The organism is Leptospira venezuelensis, from assembly GCF_002150035.1.
Taxonomy (GTDB): domain Bacteria; phylum Spirochaetota; class Leptospiria; order Leptospirales; family Leptospiraceae; genus Leptospira_B; species Leptospira_B venezuelensis.
The window spans coordinates 124,421-142,487 of the sequence record NZ_NETS01000008.1; the positions used below are offsets into that span (position 1 = coordinate 124,421).

Below are 18,067 nucleotides of genomic sequence, written 5' to 3' on the forward strand. Positions count from 1 at the left end.
GACCTTGGGTTTTCATGGGACTTCCTAGCAGAATGTTCAATAGCCTTCTATCCAGGGTTTCTTCTTTTATTGGCAAGCCTTCTGGCTTCTTGATTTTTGGAGCCGTATTTCTATCATTATTTCTGGCATGGCAGTACCAAACAGGAATTCGGGTCGGGGATGGAGCAATAAAACAACAGCAGCTTGCGGACCTTCTACAAAACGGCTTGCCGGATTTTTCCTGTAGATACTCAGGAAAAGAAATCGATCCTGAATTTAGATTTTTACCTTTAGATCTGAAAAAAGGGTCCACGATGACCCATGTCTATAAAGGAAAATGTTATTACGTATTTCCTTTTTATTACACTGCAATCCAGTACCCGTTCGCGCTTCTAATGGGAAGATTTGGAAGCTTCTTCTTATCTTTAGCTTTCGGAATACTAACTCTAAGAGCATTATTCCAAATTTCAGAATTATTCCAGTTAAAAGAACAATCTAAATTATTCTATTTGATCTTGCTACTTCTAGGATCTGCATTCAGCTTATTCGCAACCGATATTTCCGAAACGATCATAGCGATCTACGGAGTTACCCAAGGAATTTATTTTTTACTAAAGGAAGAAGAATCTTCCAGTTCAACTGACTTAGTATTTGCAGGAATATTTTTTGGACTTGCAGCATTTTTCCGGCAAGAAACAATTCTATTGGCGGCCAGCCTTTCCTTAGTTTATGCTTTCAGAATATTCAGAAATCCGAAAGCTGCACTATTCCCATTTATATTCGGGACTTTCCTCATCATCCAGGCTATAATCAATTATTCAGTAGTTGGACATCCGCTGGGATCGAGAGGTTACCTGCAAGAAGCCGCTTCTTACCGGTTGATCGCACAGATCTACTATTTAGGACAATTGGTGTTTTTAGGAAAAGGATCCTTAGGACTATTTGGAGCATACCCTGCATTAGCATTTATCGTTTTATGGAGACCAAAATCGAATTCATTAACTCGGGTTTTATATGGAATCGGGATATTCATACTTATATCCGGATTCTTGACCTCTACAAAATTTTGGCAGGGAGTTTTATTTGGGCCTAGGTTCTTAATGATCGTTCTTCCGTTTCTGCTTTTATTCCTATTTTTTATTTTAGAAAAAAATTGGGAAAAACTAAGCAAACCATTTAAGATTATTGCGATCATTCTTATTTCCTACTCCGTCGTAGGGGGTGTAATATTCGATAGACTATATTATAAATTCACAAAGTCAGTTGTAAATGAACAAAAAGAACTGAGCGACCATACTTCCAAAATTGTAATCTATAGAAAGGGTTCGGTATTTTTACCTTCTAATTCTTATAGAGAAGAAAGAGAAGTATATGAAATCGACTCCACTGAATCTTTCGATGTGCTTTTGGAAAAATTGTATAAGATTGGAAAAACTCAGGCAACTGTGGTTGGCTTTAAGGATACTTATCCGAAAAATATTTTAGTTCCTAAATCAGAACAATTTACTTTTAAGAACAGAATATTCTACCAAAGCCCTTCTATCAATATGGAAACTTTAGAGTTTCATAAAATAGAAAAGTGATACAGTTTCTCACTGAGTTCGCGGAGTGCACAGAGATAAAAGGAATTACAATTAGTCTCTGTGATCTCGGTTAACTCCGTGCGAACTGAAAAATATTCTCTTATTTTCCCCAGACCCTTCTGAATAGATCGGACTCTAATAGATTTTTAGGATCTAGTTTCTTTTTCATTGCTCTGAACTTTTCTAGGTTTTGTTTAGGCATGGATCTTCTATAAACTTCAGGGCGAAGAGTACTATCTTTTGCAAAATAGAATCTTCCTCCATTCTTAACGACGATCTCGTCCATTTCTTTGGCGAGCTCCCAAAGTTTAGTCTTATTTCCTTTAGTCATAGGAAAGTCCATAGCCATCGAATAACCATCTACCGCATGAGTGAGTAAGAACTTGTCCGGTCTATGTTTTTTAAAAACGCCAAGCCAGTTTACAATCCCTCTTTTTTGACAAAGACTTAGGATCTCTTCGAAACCCTTGACTGCATTTTCCTTTGGAATAAAACTTTGGTATTGAATCATCGCACCGGGCTTGTACATAAATTTCCAATTCGGAACATAGTCCAAAAGAAAAGCATACTCTGCATGCCCTTGCTCATAAGGTTTATTATTATTTAAAAATCCTGAGATCCACTTTCCAAAGTTTACGAATCTCATTCCAAATTTATTGCTGAAAGGATACATGAAAAGCCACATCCAAGATTTAGGAATGATCCCTAAGAATGTGCTTGGAAGAATCTGATTTTCCAATTTGCAGTTTTCAGGAAAGTCAGGATCTTCTCCTGCTTTTAGATGAACTGCTTTATGGATTTGACCTCGACCAATACCTTTTCCGGAAGCAAATCCATCCACCCAACCAACTAAATAATCAGATTGTTTGTATTCTCTTTCGAAATAATCATACATCTCTTGTAGGTTCGAAGTATTCACCGGCCAAACCTTCATCTTTCCGGAGTAGATTTTTTTAAGTTTGATGGTTACTGTTAGAAACGCACCTAACATTCCAAAACCGGAAATAGCAGAGTAGAATAGATCCGAATTCTTTTTAGGAGAACATACTGATTCTTTTCCATCAGGACTTAGAAAAGTAAATTCTTGGATATGATCTCCAATCGGCCCAACTGCGAAGTTATTCTTTCCATGAATATTCATAGAAAGTGCTCCACCTAAAGTAGGGAACATTGTTCCACTTACAACCGGTGGCCAAAATCCTCTTTCGATTCCGAATTCCCAAAGTTGTTTGATAGTCACTCCGGACTCTGCAACTAAGATTCCAGTTTTGGGATCAAAAGATAAAATCTTATTGAAGTTGCGGATATCTACTACGACCCCTTTTTCATTAGTGGCGGCATCGCCGTAACTACAACCGCCACCTCTAAATGCAACTTTCGTATTCGTATCTCTTGCGTAAGAGAATAGATCCTTAAAGTCCTGAATAGAAGTCGGTAAAAAAACCTTACTATTGGAGAAATGATTCATTCCCCAGGCTTCTACTTTTTGAACAGTACTTAAGCGGGACTCGAACTCTTTAGGATCGAAACCCGCTTTTTTAGTTTTGGAAGATGTAGCTTTTTTAACGGTCTTTTTTTTAGAAGCGGTTGCCATTTTAGATCACCTTTTCCTTAAACGGAAAGTTTTCTGAAAATAAAAGAAGGGATAAGTCTGATTATGAGAGAAACGAGCGCCCAGCGAGCCGGCACATAGAAGTTTTCTTTTCCTGCATTTACTTTTGCTAATATAACTTGAGCTGCTTCCTTAGCAGTGATCAACCACATAAGTCCAGGTAAACCTTCTGTCATTGGTGTCTCGATCATTCCAGGTTTTACTGTAACCACTTGGATCCCTTTTACAGCTAAACGATTACGTAAAGCTTCCAAGTAAGTGGACATTCCAGCTTTAGATGCATTATAAACCGGGTTTCCTCTACGCCCTCTATCGCCTGCGATAGAAGAGATACCAATAATTTTTCCTGCTTTCTTTTCTTGGAAATAAGCAGCTGCAGAATCCAACCAAGCTACACAGCCTAGAAGATTGACTTCTAACATTTCTAAATCTTTTTCAATAGGAAATTCTTCCGGACCAACTCTATGCATCACACCGGATGCGTAATAAATTTCGTCCAAGCCGCCTAATGCTTTCACAGCCTTGGCAAATTCTCCAGGGATCTTGGAGTATTCAGTAACGTCATGTTTGACGAATAAGTTTTTTACTTTGGAAGAAGGAAGTTTTTTCAGTTCCTTATCTCTCCTTGCAAAAGCAGCGACTTGATGTCCCTCTTCGATCAATTGAGATGCAATTTCTTTTCCGATACCGCTAGAAGCGCCTACTACGATGATCTTTTTAGCCATACCAACCTTTCTGGGACGCAAGGCCAGTATGACAAGCCTGATTTAAGCGGTTTTGAAGAGAAGATCTACGAGGGAATATCTTCTGCGACTCTGCGTGCCAATTTATACTTCTTCAATTTCACGCAGAGACCAAAGGCACAGAGAAAACTACGAAGTAAGTTTCCCACCATTTGCAGCATTCTTCGAAAAATAATCAGAGAGAAAAGAATCACTCTTCGTCCAAACCCCAGTCTCGCGATCCAAAATTTCGGAAGGTTTCCAGTTCCTTTTATAATCCATCTTAGGATGTCCCGGAAGAAAAAGGCCTAATTGAAATTCTTTAAAACCATTCTCCTTTGCCCAAAGGATAGAAGATAGAATCAGAAAATTTCCCAAACTCCTTTTACTTTCGTCTGGATCAAAAACGGAATACACAGCAGAGACTGTCTCGAGCCCCAGATCCAATAAAATCCAACCTAAAAGTACATCTCTTTTATACAGAAGAAGTTCTCCAGAATTTTCAGAACCCTCATACATCTGGAACTTCATAGTTTCCAAAATTTCGGATTCCGATTCACCGTAGCTTCCTTCATGACGAGATGTTTGGTACCTCACATATAAACTCTCTTTATCCGCATCAATTACAGGTGGAGAAGTTTTTATTATCAAATCTTGATTCTTTTTGATCAGTCTTTTGTGATTCGAACTAGGAGAAAATTCAGACAATAAAACTCTATAGCTAAGACAATGAGAACAGACTGAACAATTGGTCCTATAAAAAAGATTACCTGACCTTCTGAAACCAAAACGAAAAAGATCATCTAAAATTTCAGGAGGAAGTTTCTCTTTAGAAAAGAAACCCTTCACTTTGGAATTCCTTTCCGGATAATAAGCGCATTCCGACTCGGGAGTCTCAGGAAGAGAACCAAGGAATGTAAAATAGTCCAGCCCCATCTTTGCCATGATACAGATCTATTTTTACATTGCCAAACCAAAGCCTCCGAAGGATAGGACTATTGATGGTATTTGGTTTAATGATGGATCATCCGGCACGTTGGAACGCTTATAAATTAGCTTTCGGATTTACGATCCTCAGCTATCTTTTTTATTTCTTATCCCTTCCGTTTGTTCTATTCGCATTATTAGCAGCGGGACTACTCTGCCTGATCGGAGGGTTATTTTTCCCTCAAACATTCGATCAACTGTATCGAACTTTCCAATTTTTGGTTTTAGGTATACTCTCCTTTTTAGGCTCCCTTGTAATACTGATCGGGTATCTAATTTTTTGGAGACCTTTACAATTCGTATTGGGAACTAAAAACCAAGATCCAAAGCAGTGAAAAAGTTCAAAATATACTGCGACGGCGCTTCTAAGGGGAATCCGGGGCCGTCTTCTATTGGAGTTGCTGTTTACGAACAAGAAACGGAAGTGCATTCTATTTCCCGTAGGATCTCCGACGGGACCAATAATGCTGCTGAATGGGCAGCTCTGGAAGCAGGGATAGAATATTGCCTCTCCCAAAACGCGGTAGAAGTCACAGCTTATCTGGATTCCGAATTAGTAGTGAAACAATTTAAGGGAGAATACAAGGTTAAATCCCCTCACTTGCAAGTTGCAAAGGAAAAAGTAAAAGGCCTTACATCCAAACTCAAATTGTTCTCCATTCATCATGTCCCCAGGGAAAAGAATAAACGGGCAGACAAGCTCGCCAACCTAGCTTTCGAATCTTGATTGCTCGGAAAATTTGGACGGCCCCTTCGCTTCGCTCGGACCAGGCTACTACGGGTTCGCGCAGTTGCGCTCATCCGGGCAAGCCCGGACTTAAAGCCCTCCGTATCCTTTCCGCGGTTGACTCACGCAGAGGCGCTAAGACGCGGAGCTTTTACAAAATAAAAAATGGTTTCCCGATAGAGTTCTTTATAAAAAAATCCTAAGCATGGGTCATAAGATAATCCTAATTTTGTTTCTACTCTTAATTCAAGCCTGTAAGGCGGGCATCTTAGATAAAATGAAAGAGCTTCAAAAAGAAGGAAAGTATCTGGAACTTGCAATTCTATGCAACGAACATGCTGACCAAGAATATAAAGAAATCTGTAATTCTGCTTGGGACGAAACAGGAAAAAAAATAGACCTTATACTTTCCCAACAATCCGACCTTCCCTTCTTAAGGGTTTCTGTAGACCAAAAAACTAAAAAGCAAGTGGAAGAAATTTTTGCCAAAAACCCTGCGCTCAAAGACCGTTATCTACCAATTTGGAAAAAGATCGTCCAGGAATAATGAACTCTGATCCGAATAAACTTATCTCCCAAATCCCTTCTCCTTTTTTAGAAGATCTACTAGAGATCAGTACTATAATAAGAAATCATGGAGGAGAAGCTTATCTTGTCGGGGGAAGTGTACGAGATCTAATCTTAAATAAAATCCCTCACGAATATGATTTAGCTATTTCAATCCATCCGGAAGAAATACAAAAGATCTTCAAAAGAACTGTTCCGACTGGGATCAAACATGGAACCATCACAGTGTTATTCCATGATAGATCCTATGAATTGACCACATTCAGAAAAGATGAAGATTATCTAGATGGAAGAAGGCCAGAAACAGTACAATTTGGAGTGAGCCTGAGTGAAGATCTAAAAAGAAGGGACTTCACAATGAATGCTTTGGCCTTAGATCTTCAAAAAAAGATCTTGGTAGACGAGCATTCCGGAACAGAGGATATTCAAAATTCTTTAATTAGGACGATTGGTAACCCAATCTCCAGATTTACTGAGGACGGGCTCAGACCAGTTCGTGCAATTCGATTTGTTTCGACACTCGGATTTACAATCCATCCGGAAACTGCAGAGGCAATAGAAACCTGCAGACCGGTCACTGCAAAGGTTTCTCCAGAAAGAATACATGACGAATTTTTAAAAGTTCTCAAAAGTAAAAATCCGATCGGTGGATTGGATCTATTAAAAAAATATAAAATTCTGGAATTATTCTCCAAAACAAAATTATATTCAGGAGACTGGGAAAAACATAAAAATGGCTTTTCCAAACTTCTCCAAGTATCTGAAAAATCAAAGATAGCCTATTTCCTAATTATCTGTTTCTCTGAACTAAATTGGCTTTCTGACTCGAATATATTTTTTAAAGAACTCAGATTCTCCAACCAAAGAACAAAGGATTCTCAATTTCTGGTTAAAACCTTATACTCTCTTATCCAGCAAAAAGAAGAATTAAAAACTGCTCCGGGACTTCGAACTCACCTACTTCATCCTATCGCTCAATATGTAAGTAAGAAAGAGCTCTGGTCTTGGTGCTTAGAACTTTCTCTTCTTTGGTCTGCCTACTTAAACGAAGAAGCATTTTGGCTTTCTGGGGCGGAAGAAGAATGGAAGAAGGATCCACCGCTATTACTCTCAGACCTTACTATAGATGGAAATCTTATCCGAGAGAAATTCCCGGAACTACCTGCCCCTAAACTGGGAGAAGTATTGAGATCTTCTTTGCTTGCTGTCCTCCAGGACCCGAATCAAAATTCAGAAGAACTTCTGCTGGATAAGATTCGAAAAGCTAATTAATCCAAAAATTTGGGTCTGACGTTAAACCGTCGAAGTGCCTACAGGGTTCCTTCCCCCTCAAAACATCTTCCTTTGCCTAGTCTTTCAGCATCCGAATTGATGCTTAAATAATAAGCACTATGTTAATATATAAAAAATAGTCCAAAAAGTATATAATTTCTGAACATCAAATATTGGATTTAGAATCGTTTTTAAGCCTAATTTAGTCTCTTTGCCTATTTTTAGCAAGCTGGCACGCAAGTTGCATAGATATGGGCATAGGAGATTTAGGAGAATGATGAGAAAAAAAACAATGAACCTCATTGCTACCTTTACTCTGGTGACCGCCTCTTCGGTTTTTGCCCAACCGAAAAAGGAAACGCCGGACCCGAAGGCAGCAGGGGCAGTGAAAACCGCTCCAGCCCCAGAACCTGTTGAAACGAAATGGTATGACGCAATCGACTTTTCTGGATTCGTGGATGTGTACTACATGTACAATAACAACCCGTTGCAAGGAAATGATATCGACGCGACCAGAGCGTTCGAGACCAATAACAAGAACTTTGCAGTCAACGCTGCGGCATTAGCAGTTCAAAAAACTGCGGAGAAGTCTAGTCCTTGGGGATTCCGTGTGGATTTCCAAAACGGATTAAATAACCCGTACCAAGAAGGTCTTTATAGCACTGTTAACGGTGTATATAACTACAACCTGTTAAAACAAGCATACATCAGTATGTATTTCCCGGTCCTGAAAGGGATGACATTGGATATTGGAAAAATGGCAACTCATATTGGATATGAGGTGATCGAGTCAATGGGTAACCCCAACTACTCGATAGGGGCCATCTTCCAAAATACAATCCCCTTCATTCACACCGGTGCTCGCTTAACTACTCAAGTTACCGATAAATGGTCTGGAACCTTTTATCTTTACAACAGTGGTGGTGGTACTGGTTATCTGGCCCCAACAGAAGCAAATTTGACCAACGGAGCAAAAAACACCTTCGTAGAAGGAGCAACTCAGCATAAAGCGGTTGGAACTCAGGTTAAAGGACAGATCATCGAAGACAAACTTTCCGTTACTTGGAACACTTTGTATTCTCAAGATGGCGCGACTGGAGTCGTAGATCCTACTTTAGCGTATATTGCAGGGCAAGTTGGTGCACCTACCCCTGGAGCACCTAGAGCAAAGTATGATACTGACTATTGGTTCATGAACCATGCGATCGTATCCTTTACTCCTCACGAAAAGATCACTTTAGACTTTGATTATACTTGGAGTGAAAAAGCAGGTGGCTTTGCACCGGTTAACAAAGAGTCTGCTCTTGCTAACGCAGACGGTTCTGATCCTTACACTTTGGAAAAAATCCTAGGTGGAGCAGTTAACACTAAAGACAACAAGGCTACTTACAGAGCTTACGGTTCTTGGATTAAAGTTAAGTTCAACGAAGAATGGGGAGTTAACTTCCGTTTCGAGTACATCGACGATAGTAAATATAACACCCAGTTGACTACTTTCAACCCTTTCAGAAATGCGAATGCTTATTTGGGCGAAGCTCGTGCGGCAGAAGACGCATCTTTAGCTGCGGCAGTTAAAGCTTCTACTCCTGCTCTTGCTGGCTTAAGCGATAACGAAGTATTGCAAATTCTGAAACCGAAAGATTACACCAATTACGGAAATACCCACTACGGATCTTACAAAACGTTTACGGTAACTCCTGTCTGGAACTTCACTGAAAATCTACTCATTAAACTTGATATGAGAAGAGACTGGGCGAACGGATACCAATTCGTTAACTCCTCAGGTGAAAAAAGTAAAGATCAGTTAGGTCTAACCTTAGGAATCGTTGCTAAGTTCTAATCAAACTTAAAAAACGAGACATTAGAAAAGAGCGTCCAAAAGGGCGCTCTTTTTTTATTTGCTTACTGAATTGATACCAAGGATTAAAAAAGAAGAAGGGTTACTGCTCAGAAGTCCAGATCCGATTGTCCAGACATGGCGACCAATTGTCTTCTGAAAGAATGCGGAAGAACATTCCAACAGGATCTGAGAGTTTTTTTCCAAAAGCCGCCTTCGGCTTTTTTCAATTTTGCCTTTAAGTGCTCACTCATCTCAAGATCCTCTCTTAAGTTTTTTAGATCGAAAAAAGGTTCAAAAAACTTCGGGTGATTCGATATTTCGTAGATCGGAATTCCAAAAATCTATCCAGAAAATTGTGGATTCTCTGGATAGATTTTTACGATTTTTACGTCCTATTTGGGACAGCTCGGGACTAATTAACCTTTTACACAAAGAACCTGTCTTAATTCAGAGACAACTTCTACCAAGTCCTTTTGGGAATCGATTACATCGTGAATATCCTTATAAGCGCCCGGAATTTCATCCAAAACACCGGTATCCTTTCTGCACTCGACTCCGCTGGTTTGTTCAAGAAGATCTGATTCGGTAAATTTCCTTTTGGCTTCTCCCCTACTCATTCTTCTCCCTGCTCCGTGAGATGCAGATTCAAAAGAATCAGGATTTCCTAATCCTTTTACGATGAATGAACGGGACCCCATAGATCCAGGAATAATACCAAATTCTCCTTTCTTTGCGCTAATTGCTCCCTTTCTGGTGACAATAATGTCCTCTCCAAAATGTGTTTCTTCAGAAACGTAATTATGGTGACAGATCACTCTAGAAACTTCTTGGACCTGAGGAAAAAATTTCCTTAGAGCTTCAAAATACAACTCCAACATTGTTAGGCGATTTAAGTAAGCGTATCTTTGGGCCCAGAATAAATCCCGCCTATACTCTTTCATTTCTATCGTACCGGAAAGAAAAACTGCCAAATCTCGATCTGGCAAAATTTCCTTATGAGCAAGTTTACGCGCTCTATGAATATGAAATTCAGCTAATTCCTTTCCAATATTTCTAGAACCTGAATGAAGCATCATCCAAACTCTGTTTTCAGTATCTAAACAAAGTTCTATAAAATGATTTCCTCCTCCTAACGTTCCACATTGGCTTAAAGAACGCTCATAAAGCGGTTTTGCACGCTCCGAAAGATGTTCGAACTCTTGTTTAAATAGAGATTTAGCTAATGCGTAAGTTTCCCCATGTTTAAAAAGTTTTTCAACGACTGGACGTTTATGCATCCCAAAGCCAACTGGAATCTTCTTTTCAATCTCTGAACGAATTTCTTTCAGGGAATCTGGTAGATCATCCCCCGTTAAATTCGTAAGAACTGCCGCCATCCCGCAGCCTATATCAACACCAACCGCCGCAGGTGCGACTGCATCTTTCATCGCGATAACCGATCCAACTGTAGCACCTTTTCCGTAATGAACATCAGGCATCACAGCCACATGTTTAAATACCCATGGCAGGGAAGCTATATTACGCAATTGTTGTAAAGCGGAGGAGTCCACTTTATCTAAATCGGTCCACAATTTGACCTTTACTGTTTCTCCTTTTAATTCTGACCTACACATTTACTTTACCTTGTTGATTCGCTTGATATATACGAATCTAAGGAAGACACAGACATTTTTTTGATTAAGGAAAAATTAAATTTTTGGAAACCGTCTCAAAGTAAATTTCTATGTAGATAAGCTCATATAAATTTCCTCCAAAATTTCAGGGCTACTCTTAAGCTACTAAAACCCCATAAACGATAATGGCGATCCCAACTAAATTTGCTGTGACCCCGATTCCACCTATAATTTTTCCTAGAGGCGGATTTTCTTTGAATTCATCTTTAACACCTTGGAGCCAGTCCACTGTATCTTTTAGAGCAATAAATCCAGAAGAAACTGCAAATGAGATCGCTCCTATTAAAGCAGTCGTCTCAGAAAGTGGAGCGAGTTGAAACGCGAATACTAATCCAAGGATCATAGCACCTTGCATTAAAGGCCCAATATGAGCAGCTTGCAAATATCTGGAGGGAAATTCGGCTTTCATTCTCGCGAATGCATATGCGAATCCAGTCAAACTTCCGTAAGCTAAATTTAAAACTCCAGTTAGGATCAAAATTTTTTCGGGTAAATTCATAGTCATCACCTATTTATATTTAGGCTTGAGTAGATATTCGTTCATTCAGAATGCGTCAATTCAGTTTTCATTCTTCAAAGATTGAACAGAAAATAAAAAGGCCGCGTTTAATCGCGGCCTCTTAAAACTTTAATTCGATTATGGATTCAAACTATCGTTTCTTTTTAGTGACTTTTTTCTTCACTTTTTTACTTCCATTTCGATTAACAGGAGCTGCATCTTCTATTTCCTCTTCATTGTATAAGGAAACATATGCTTCCGGATGAAGTGCAAATGATTCCTCTTCTACAGGATGTTTTCTATCTCCTACTACAACTAAATAGAGAGACGGAAGAACGCTCAATACCAGGAATAATGCGGAAAATAATCCTCCAACGATTACCGTAGCTAATGGTCTCTGGACGTCGGAGCCTACCCCAGATGCCAGGGTAGCCGGAATCAATCCGAGAAGAGCAAGTAGCATTGTCATCAACATTGGTCGTAATTGGATCACTGCAGCTTGTGTGACTGCTTCCTTTGTAGTCAATGTAGGTTCATCCATTAAAAGATGATTTGTTCTAGATACAAAAAGAACCCCGGACATCGTAGCAATTCCAAATAGAGAAATAAATCCCACCCCGCTGGATACGTTAAAATAATACCCTCTGAGTAGAAGTGCATACATTCCTCCTACCAAGGAAAGAGGTAAACAGGCCAAGGCCACGTAAACATATTTTAGATTTCTATAAAGTAAAAATAATACTCCAAAGATAATCGCAATAGTTACTGGGATAACTATGGCTAACTTTTTACCCACCCGAGCCAGGTTCTCATATTGTCCTCCATAGCGAACTTCATATCCTTCCGGAAGTTTGATCTTTGCCTGGACCTTCTTCCTAAGTTCATTCACAAATCCACCCTGGTCTCTTCCCCTTACGTTCGTACGAACTGTGATCGTCCGTCTACCTTCTTGACGGAATATCATAGTAGGTCCGTCTTCTAAGGTAATCTTTGCCAATTGAGAGAGAGGAACTCTTTCACCTTTAGGAGAAATAATTGGCATTGCTTCTATCGCTCTTTTGGAAGCTCTATAATCTTTGGAGAATCTGACGACGATCCCGAATCTTGCAGGCGTTTTTGGAGGAATATCCGAAGGACCCTCGTATAGAGTACTGATCCTTTGCATTCCAATGGCAGCTTCTACCATCTGTTGTATATCGCTTACATTGATCCCGTAACGAGCTGCTGCTTCCCTGTCGATCCGGACGGTCAATTGAGGGCTATCCGCTTCCTGCTCGATCCCAAATTCACTTGCCCCGTGCATGTCTTTTACAATTTCAAGGATCTCTTCTGCAAGCTTACGCATTACTTTTAAGTCTTGTCCAGAAACGAAAACAGCAAGGTCTGCGATTGTTCCCATAATCGCTTCGGATAGGTTATCCATGATAGGCTGAGAAAAACTGATCCTTGCCCCTGGAAGAGTTGCTTCCAGGTCGTTTTTCATTCTGAGAAGAAGTTCCTGTTTAGTAATTCTTTCCTTCCAATCATCGTAATCTTTTAAACTTACTAATACTTCTAATCGGTTTGGAGGAAGCGGATCTGTTCCATCGTCGTTCCTTCCCAACTGAGAAAGTACTACGTTGACTTGTTCATTTTTATAGATAGTTTCTCGGATTTTAGGCATAAACTTGCGAGCTTCCGGAAGGGAGATCCCCACTGGGAAGAAAATCCTTAAGTTAAAACCGCCTTCATCCATTTCTGGTAAGAATTCGGTTCCGAGTTTGTATCCGCCTATTCCCAAAAATAAAGTAACCGCTAAGAATGTGTAAATGACCACCTTCTTGGATCTTTCTACTAGATAGACTATTAGTTTTTTATAACGTTCTTCTACCCAACCGTAAAAAGGGTTATGCCAAGCAATCGGTCCAGGTTTCTCTGATTCGAAATAATTTCGGAACATAAAAGTCATCATGACAGGAACAACTGTCATAGAGAATATCAATGCTCCTAAGATCGCGAAGGAAATAGTAAATGCCATCGGTTTGAACAATCTTCCCTCGATCCTTTCGAAAGAGAAGATAGGTAAATAAGCAAGTATGATGATCAAAATAGAGAATAAGATCTCAGTACCTACTTCACCTGCAGACTCAGCAGTCAGTTTAATGATACCTTTGCTTTTGTCAGATGGAGTGGCGTCCCTATATCTTCTGATGATATTTTCTACCATGATAACGGCACCATCCACTACGATCCCGAAGTCGATGGCTCCTAAGGAAAGTAAACTCGCAGGGATTCCGGTCATATTCATGAGAAGGAACGCGAATAATAGCGCAAATGGAATAGTTGCCACAACTACCAAAGAAGCCTTAGCACTCCCTATAAAGAAGATGAGTACTAAACTGACAACCATCACACCTTCCAGGAGTGTTCTCCCAATAGTGCGTAACGTATAATTTACAAGATCACTTCTGTCGTAAGTGGTTCTAAGTTGAACTCCTTCAGGAAGATAGTTCTCATTGATCTCTTTTACCTTGGCACGTATCCTGTCACCCATCTCATTCGGATCACCCCAGCGGCGCATTGCCACGAGCCCCTGAACGGAAGAATCCACATCCACGACTTGATCATCTATTCGAACAGTATAACCCAGGACCCCACTTGGTATAGGGTGGGAGATTTCAACTGTGGCAAGATCCCTGATAAAAACAGGGACTCCATTCACGGTTTTCACTACGATGTTCTCTATATGCTGGGCTTCTCGAATAGCACCTAAGGAGCGGATCGGAAATCCTTGCTCTCCTTGCAATAGTAGATTTCCTCCTGTGTTCAGGTTATTTTCCTGAACTGCTTGGATCACATCACTTATTGTAAGTTTATAACGTATTAATTTATCGGGAGAAGTTACTATATGGAATTGTTTAGGTAAACCACCAAAAGTCACCACATCTGCGATTCCGGGAATAGAAAGCATCTTAGGCATTACGATCCAATCCTGGATGGTTCGGAGTTCCATAGGAGTATGGTTCCCGGATGACTCCACTACGTACCTGAAAATTTCGCCCACCGGAGAACTCATCGGTCCTAAAGCGGGTTGGACTTCCTCAGGAATATCCGCATCTGCGACTCTTTCCATAAGTCGCATCCTCGCAAAATAATCATCTGTTCCGTCCTCAAATACGAATTGGAATACGACGAGACCATTAATCGTTCTAGAACGACGGACAGCAACTTTAGGGATCGCATTTAAAACCCTTTCGATTGGAAGAGTGATCCTTTCTTCCACTTCCACAGCAGCTTTACCAGGAAATTTAGCAATTAAACGGACCTGAGTATCCGCAATATCCGAATACGCTTCCTTTCGAATATCTGTCCAAGCCCATATGCCTAAAACCGAGATAAAGAGCGAAGTGATAATAGTAGGGATTCGATACTTGAGTACCGATTCGATGAGTTTATCAATCATTAGTAAGACCTCGTATCAAACAAGTAACCCAACTGAATTAGAAGCTGAGGATTTTTATAATCTCCACTTCCTACTCCCCCGCCAACTTGTAAGAAGAAATTTCCTAAAAGGAAATCGTAAGTTAGTCCTATATATCTTTGGTTTAAAGTTACTTTCTGTTTATCCCTGCTATCATATTCCAAAATAGCCGCTAGATTCGGATTTTGTTCCGCAACATAAGAACGAATGATTAAATCTTCAAAAGTAGGATCTCGATGCTGGTATCCAGGAAAATCAGTACCAGTAGGATAAGAAGTCTGTCCTCCTCTTCCTAATTCGGGAGCAAAAGGATTCACTTGAAATTGTCCTAATACCACAGAAACACTGTGAGCAATTACGGAAGTTTTCCAAAAACTAAATCCGAGATCGGCCTGCCATCCCCACCAATGCGGTCCCCAATGGCCTCCCGACCCGCGTATTACAATATCCTTATAATAGTATCCTAAATTAAAATTGATACTACCTGGAGAACCTACAGTCGCTCCGTACACGAAGAAATTAGTGGATTTTGGAAGAGCTTTCTGAGTAAGTTCATCCTTTTCTTCCTGTCCGAATCTGGTCTTACGATCCGCATCGGGAGTCCATTCCGGGGAATAATCCTCGGTTTTTTCGATCTTATCTTCCTTCTTCTTTTCTTCCGAATAAACGGATGAAACAAAAGAAAATAAGAATATTAAAATAATAAAACTTAGTATTCTTTTCATAGAGGTTAAAATCCGAAACTAAGTCCTTTCAATAGAATGGCTCCTTCTATAACCACTCGGTCCCCTTTGGTTAAACCTTCCAGAACATTGACTCTTTCTCTGGTGGAAATCCCAAGCACAACTTCTCTTCTGAAAAATTCGTGAGGAGTTTCTTCTACAAATACATAGTTTTTACCTTCTACGGTAACAACTGAGTTAAAAGGGATTACTACGGAGTCGCTCCCTGTTTCTTCAGGGAATTTTACTGTTGCGAACATTCCAGGTTTTAATCTATAACCCTCATTTCTGATCGCGATCCTGACTTTTACAGTTCGTGTATAAGGATCTACGTTATCTCCGAGTGCTTCTGCTGTTCCATTCCATTCTTGGTTTGGGAAGGAGTTAAATACAACTTTCACTCTTCTTCCTTTTTGTAGACTGGAAAGTTGGGATTCGGGAACGTCCGAAATGATCCAAGCAGTTTGACCTGCAGCCTTTTTGATCAATGCAGGATTTAAACCAACTGCTCTTAGTTTTCCCTCGAACTCTGCGAATTCTGCCTCATCGTTATTTACTTCAGTTTCTGCTTCGATCAAATCTTTCTCAGTAGCTACTCTGTGTTTGAACATATCCTTGATACGATCTAAGTTTTTGCGGGATCTGTTCAGACTGTTCTTAGCATGAACATAACCTACATAAAGATCATTCAATTCAGCAGATTCAAATAATACGATCTGCTCTGAATCAGATACTGAAGGAGAAGTAGTTGCAATCAATCTTGCAGGAGCTTCTACATTTACGAATTCTCCCGGTTTACCTATCTCTGCACTTTTTACAATTTCAAGGCCCGGACTGTTTTCTTTAAATTCGATCCTTTCCCCGTGATCATGGACAATCGCTTTTTGAGGTCGAGGAGCGTTCTTCTTCCCACCCTTGCTTAAAGTGAAAGAAACGATGGAAACGGAAATTGCCGCCACCAGAACGATTAATATAATTCTAAGTTTGTTAGATGATGGAATCATTTCGAGCTCCCTTCCTTAGCACCGGAATCTCCGTTGGACTTGTAACTTGGGACAATCAGCCCCGTTCCGACCGAGTAATTTACTCCTTCGATTGCTTCCATCCTGTCCGTTTGGAGGCGTAACATCTCCACGATACTGGATCTGTATGTTTCGAAGAAGTCTGCGAATTCTAAAATGGATATATAACGTTTTTCGTAACTAAGGATCATATCCTCCGCGAGATCTGCGTAATCCTTAGTATATGTGTTTCTGAATTTTTTATAGAGATCGTCTTTTGCTCTCGCAGTTGCTAATGCAACGCTTACATCGTTCTCTACTTCCAAAATTAAGTTTTTCAATTCTTGTTTTCGGACTTGGATGGATTTTTCGGCAGCCTTGATATTACCCTGGTTCCTATCGAAGATCGGAATGTTCAACTGAGCTGTAATCCCCCAGTAGTTCTGGAAGGCCGTTCCCCCTCTGTTGTACATCGGACCAAATGCAAGATCAGGAATTGCGTTTGCATGTTGCAATTCCAGATTCGCTTCTTCGTATCTTAAAGCTTGCACTGCTTTTTTTAGGTCGGGTCTGTATTCCCTGGCCTTAGTAAGCATATTATCTAATTTTAAACCTTCAATGGTTGCTTTTTCAACAAAGTCTAAATCCAGAACAGGAACGATCGCAACTGACTGACTTTTGTAAGTGTCTTCGTTAAGTAAAACTCTTAGGTCCGCTTCCTTCTCCAGGACTTTGATCCTAAGATCCTCTCTTTCTTTTCTTAAGAAAAATAGAAGTGCTTTTAAACGTAAAACTTCCGATTGAAGAACTGCTCTTCTTTTATAGGCAAGCTCTGCAGAGTTAACTGTTTTATCCAGAGCGATCAAACTTCTGTCATAGAAAGCAATCGCATCTCTATAATAATGAATAAAGTAGAAGGTCCTACGAAGTTTAGTAATCAGTGCTCTTGCAAGATCATAGAATTCTTGCTCGCTCATTTTAGCACTTAACTCAGCAACTCTGATCCTTTTATCTATCTTACCTCCAAGCAAGAATACCTGTTGGATTTGGACAACAGTTTGCCCGGATCTGGTAAAGTCGAAATAACGTTGTGTGGGCTCTGCGAAGATACTTTGATCTATAAAAATATTCGGGTTCGCATAGAGGCCAGCTTGTTCTATGCCTGCTTTTCTTGCGTCTATGTTAAATTTGGAAGCAAGTAATAGAAGGTTATTCTTCCAAAGTAATTCTTCTGCCTTAGCAAGTTCTAAACGTACCTGTGTCCTTTCTTGATCTCCTGAAGCGGCTGCTATCCTTTCTTCAGAATATAAAGGATCATTTCCACCAGGAGCACCACCCGAGGAAGAATCCGGCTGAGATATGGTCTGATTTGTTGCCCAGACCAAGATTAGAAACGTTAGTATCTTTTTATTCATGTTTGTAC

Annotated in this window: 16 protein-coding genes; 6 read left to right on the top strand and 10 right to left on the bottom strand. The window is 40.0% G+C overall.

From position 1 onward, the window contains the following. The first annotated feature begins 14 nt into the window (after positions 1-14). Complete coding sequence (locus tag B1C82_RS04670) at positions 15-1,562, top strand: LA_3751/LA_3752 family putative glycosyltransferase (protein ID WP_234008440.1); 1,548 nt, start codon at positions 15-17, stop codon at positions 1,560-1,562. Positions 1,563-1,662: 100 nt separating this feature from the next. Here the strand turns inward: B1C82_RS04670 and B1C82_RS04675 are convergent, their stop codons facing one another. From B1C82_RS04675 to B1C82_RS04685, 3 genes are all read right to left on the bottom strand, one after another. After that, on the bottom strand, positions 1,663-3,156 hold the full coding sequence (locus tag B1C82_RS04675; protein WP_086446458.1) for an FAD-binding oxidoreductase: 1,494 nt from the start codon (positions 3,154-3,156) through the stop codon (positions 1,663-1,665). A 17-nt stretch (positions 3,157-3,173) separates the two neighbouring features. Next, positions 3,174-3,899 carry an SDR family NAD(P)-dependent oxidoreductase gene (locus B1C82_RS04680; protein ID WP_086446459.1) on the bottom strand — a complete coding sequence of 242 codons (726 nt, stop codon included), beginning with the start codon at positions 3,897-3,899 and terminating at the stop codon, positions 3,174-3,176. Between the two features lie 147 nt (positions 3,900-4,046). Continuing rightward, on the bottom strand, positions 4,047-4,841 hold the full coding sequence (locus B1C82_RS04685) for an arginyltransferase (RefSeq protein ID WP_086446460.1): 795 nt from the start codon (positions 4,839-4,841) through the stop codon (positions 4,047-4,049). Between the two features lie 56 nt (positions 4,842-4,897). Between B1C82_RS04685 and B1C82_RS04690 the strand changes: the two genes are divergently transcribed. From B1C82_RS04690 to B1C82_RS04710, 5 genes are all read left to right on the top strand, one after another. Next, positions 4,898-5,218: a hypothetical protein gene (locus tag B1C82_RS04690; RefSeq protein ID WP_086446461.1), complete on the top strand. Its 321-nt coding sequence runs from the start codon at positions 4,898-4,900 to the stop codon at positions 5,216-5,218. Further along, positions 5,215-5,610, top strand: coding sequence for a ribonuclease HI family protein (locus B1C82_RS04695; RefSeq protein ID WP_086446462.1), 396 nt, complete (start codon positions 5,215-5,217; stop codon positions 5,608-5,610). The genes B1C82_RS04690 and B1C82_RS04695 overlap by 4 nt, the downstream gene beginning before the upstream one ends. A 277-nt stretch (positions 5,611-5,887) precedes the next feature. Then, positions 5,888-6,157 (top strand): hypothetical protein, encoded by a 270-nt coding sequence (locus B1C82_RS04700; RefSeq protein WP_234008439.1) that lies wholly within the window; start codon positions 5,888-5,890, stop codon positions 6,155-6,157. Continuing rightward, entirely contained in the window at positions 6,154-7,449 is a 1,296-nt protein-coding gene (locus B1C82_RS04705; protein ID WP_086446897.1) for a CCA tRNA nucleotidyltransferase, read from the top strand. Before B1C82_RS04700 ends, B1C82_RS04705 begins: the two co-directional genes overlap by 4 nt. A 277-nt stretch (positions 7,450-7,726) precedes the next feature. Further along, complete coding sequence (locus B1C82_RS04710) at positions 7,727-9,289, top strand: outer membrane beta-barrel protein (protein ID WP_086446464.1); 1,563 nt, start codon at positions 7,727-7,729, stop codon at positions 9,287-9,289. 107 nt (positions 9,290-9,396) lie between these two features. Here B1C82_RS04710 and B1C82_RS20645 read toward each other — a convergent pair whose 3' ends face one another. From B1C82_RS20645 to B1C82_RS04740, 7 genes are all read right to left on the bottom strand, one after another. After that, on the bottom strand, positions 9,397-9,540 hold the full coding sequence (locus B1C82_RS20645; RefSeq protein ID WP_167373747.1) for a hypothetical protein: 144 nt from the start codon (positions 9,538-9,540) through the stop codon (positions 9,397-9,399). Positions 9,541-9,705: 165 nt separating this feature from the next. Continuing rightward, a complete protein-coding gene (locus B1C82_RS04715) occupies positions 9,706-10,902 on the bottom strand; it encodes an RtcB family protein (RefSeq protein ID WP_086446465.1) in 1,197 nt (398 codons plus the stop codon). 157 nt (positions 10,903-11,059) lie between these two features. Continuing rightward, the gene (locus tag B1C82_RS04720; RefSeq protein WP_086446898.1) at positions 11,060-11,461 is read right to left on the bottom strand and encodes a hypothetical protein; all 402 of its coding nucleotides are present in this window, start codon (positions 11,459-11,461) and stop codon (positions 11,060-11,062) included. 151 nt (positions 11,462-11,612) lie between these two features. Continuing rightward, entirely contained in the window at positions 11,613-14,903 is a 3,291-nt protein-coding gene (locus B1C82_RS04725) for an efflux RND transporter permease subunit (RefSeq protein WP_086446466.1), read from the bottom strand. After that, positions 14,903-15,646, bottom strand: coding sequence for a hypothetical protein (locus B1C82_RS04730; RefSeq protein ID WP_086446467.1), 744 nt, complete (start codon positions 15,644-15,646; stop codon positions 14,903-14,905). The genes B1C82_RS04725 and B1C82_RS04730 overlap by 1 nt, the downstream gene beginning before the upstream one ends. A 5-nt stretch (positions 15,647-15,651) precedes the next feature. After that, positions 15,652-16,647, bottom strand: a complete 996-nt coding sequence (locus B1C82_RS04735; RefSeq protein ID WP_086446468.1) for an efflux RND transporter periplasmic adaptor subunit — start codon at positions 16,645-16,647, stop codon at positions 15,652-15,654. Continuing rightward, positions 16,644-18,059 carry a TolC family protein gene (locus tag B1C82_RS04740; protein WP_086446469.1) on the bottom strand — a complete coding sequence of 472 codons (1,416 nt, stop codon included), beginning with the start codon at positions 18,057-18,059 and terminating at the stop codon, positions 16,644-16,646. The genes B1C82_RS04735 and B1C82_RS04740 overlap by 4 nt, the downstream gene beginning before the upstream one ends. Positions 18,060-18,067: the final 8 nt, after the last annotated feature.

What these genes read in the sequence shown, in the direction of transcription:
- B1C82_RS04670 (WP_234008440.1), top strand. Translation starts at nt 15, where the DNA reads ATGGGACTTCCTAGCAGAATGTTCAATAGCCTTCTATCCAGGGTTTCT.
- B1C82_RS04675 (WP_086446458.1), bottom strand. Translation starts at nt 3,156, where the DNA reads ATGGCAACCGCTTCTAAAAAAAAGACCGTTAAAAAAGCTACATCTTCC.
- B1C82_RS04680 (WP_086446459.1), bottom strand. Translation starts at nt 3,899, where the DNA reads ATGGCTAAAAAGATCATCGTAGTAGGCGCTTCTAGCGGTATCGGAAAA.
- B1C82_RS04685 (WP_086446460.1), bottom strand. Translation starts at nt 4,841, where the DNA reads ATGGCAAAGATGGGGCTGGACTATTTTACATTCCTTGGTTCTCTTCCT.
- B1C82_RS04690 (WP_086446461.1), top strand. Translation starts at nt 4,898, where the DNA reads ATGGTATTTGGTTTAATGATGGATCATCCGGCACGTTGGAACGCTTAT.
- B1C82_RS04700 (WP_234008439.1), top strand. Translation starts at nt 5,888, where the DNA reads ATGAAAGAGCTTCAAAAAGAAGGAAAGTATCTGGAACTTGCAATTCTA.
- B1C82_RS04710 (WP_086446464.1), top strand. Translation starts at nt 7,727, where the DNA reads ATGAGAAAAAAAACAATGAACCTCATTGCTACCTTTACTCTGGTGACC.
- B1C82_RS20645 (WP_167373747.1), bottom strand. Translation starts at nt 9,540, where the DNA reads ATGAGTGAGCACTTAAAGGCAAAATTGAAAAAAGCCGAAGGCGGCTTT.
- B1C82_RS04715 (WP_086446465.1), bottom strand. Translation starts at nt 10,902, where the DNA reads ATGTGTAGGTCAGAATTAAAAGGAGAAACAGTAAAGGTCAAATTGTGG.
- B1C82_RS04720 (WP_086446898.1), bottom strand. Translation starts at nt 11,461, where the DNA reads ATGAATTTACCCGAAAAAATTTTGATCCTAACTGGAGTTTTAAATTTA.
- B1C82_RS04725 (WP_086446466.1), bottom strand. Translation starts at nt 14,903, where the DNA reads ATGATTGATAAACTCATCGAATCGGTACTCAAGTATCGAATCCCTACT.
- B1C82_RS04730 (WP_086446467.1), bottom strand. Translation starts at nt 15,646, where the DNA reads ATGAAAAGAATACTAAGTTTTATTATTTTAATATTCTTATTTTCTTTT.
- B1C82_RS04735 (WP_086446468.1), bottom strand. Translation starts at nt 16,647, where the DNA reads ATGATTCCATCATCTAACAAACTTAGAATTATATTAATCGTTCTGGTG.
- B1C82_RS04740 (WP_086446469.1), bottom strand. Translation starts at nt 18,059, where the DNA reads ATGAATAAAAAGATACTAACGTTTCTAATCTTGGTCTGGGCAACAAAT.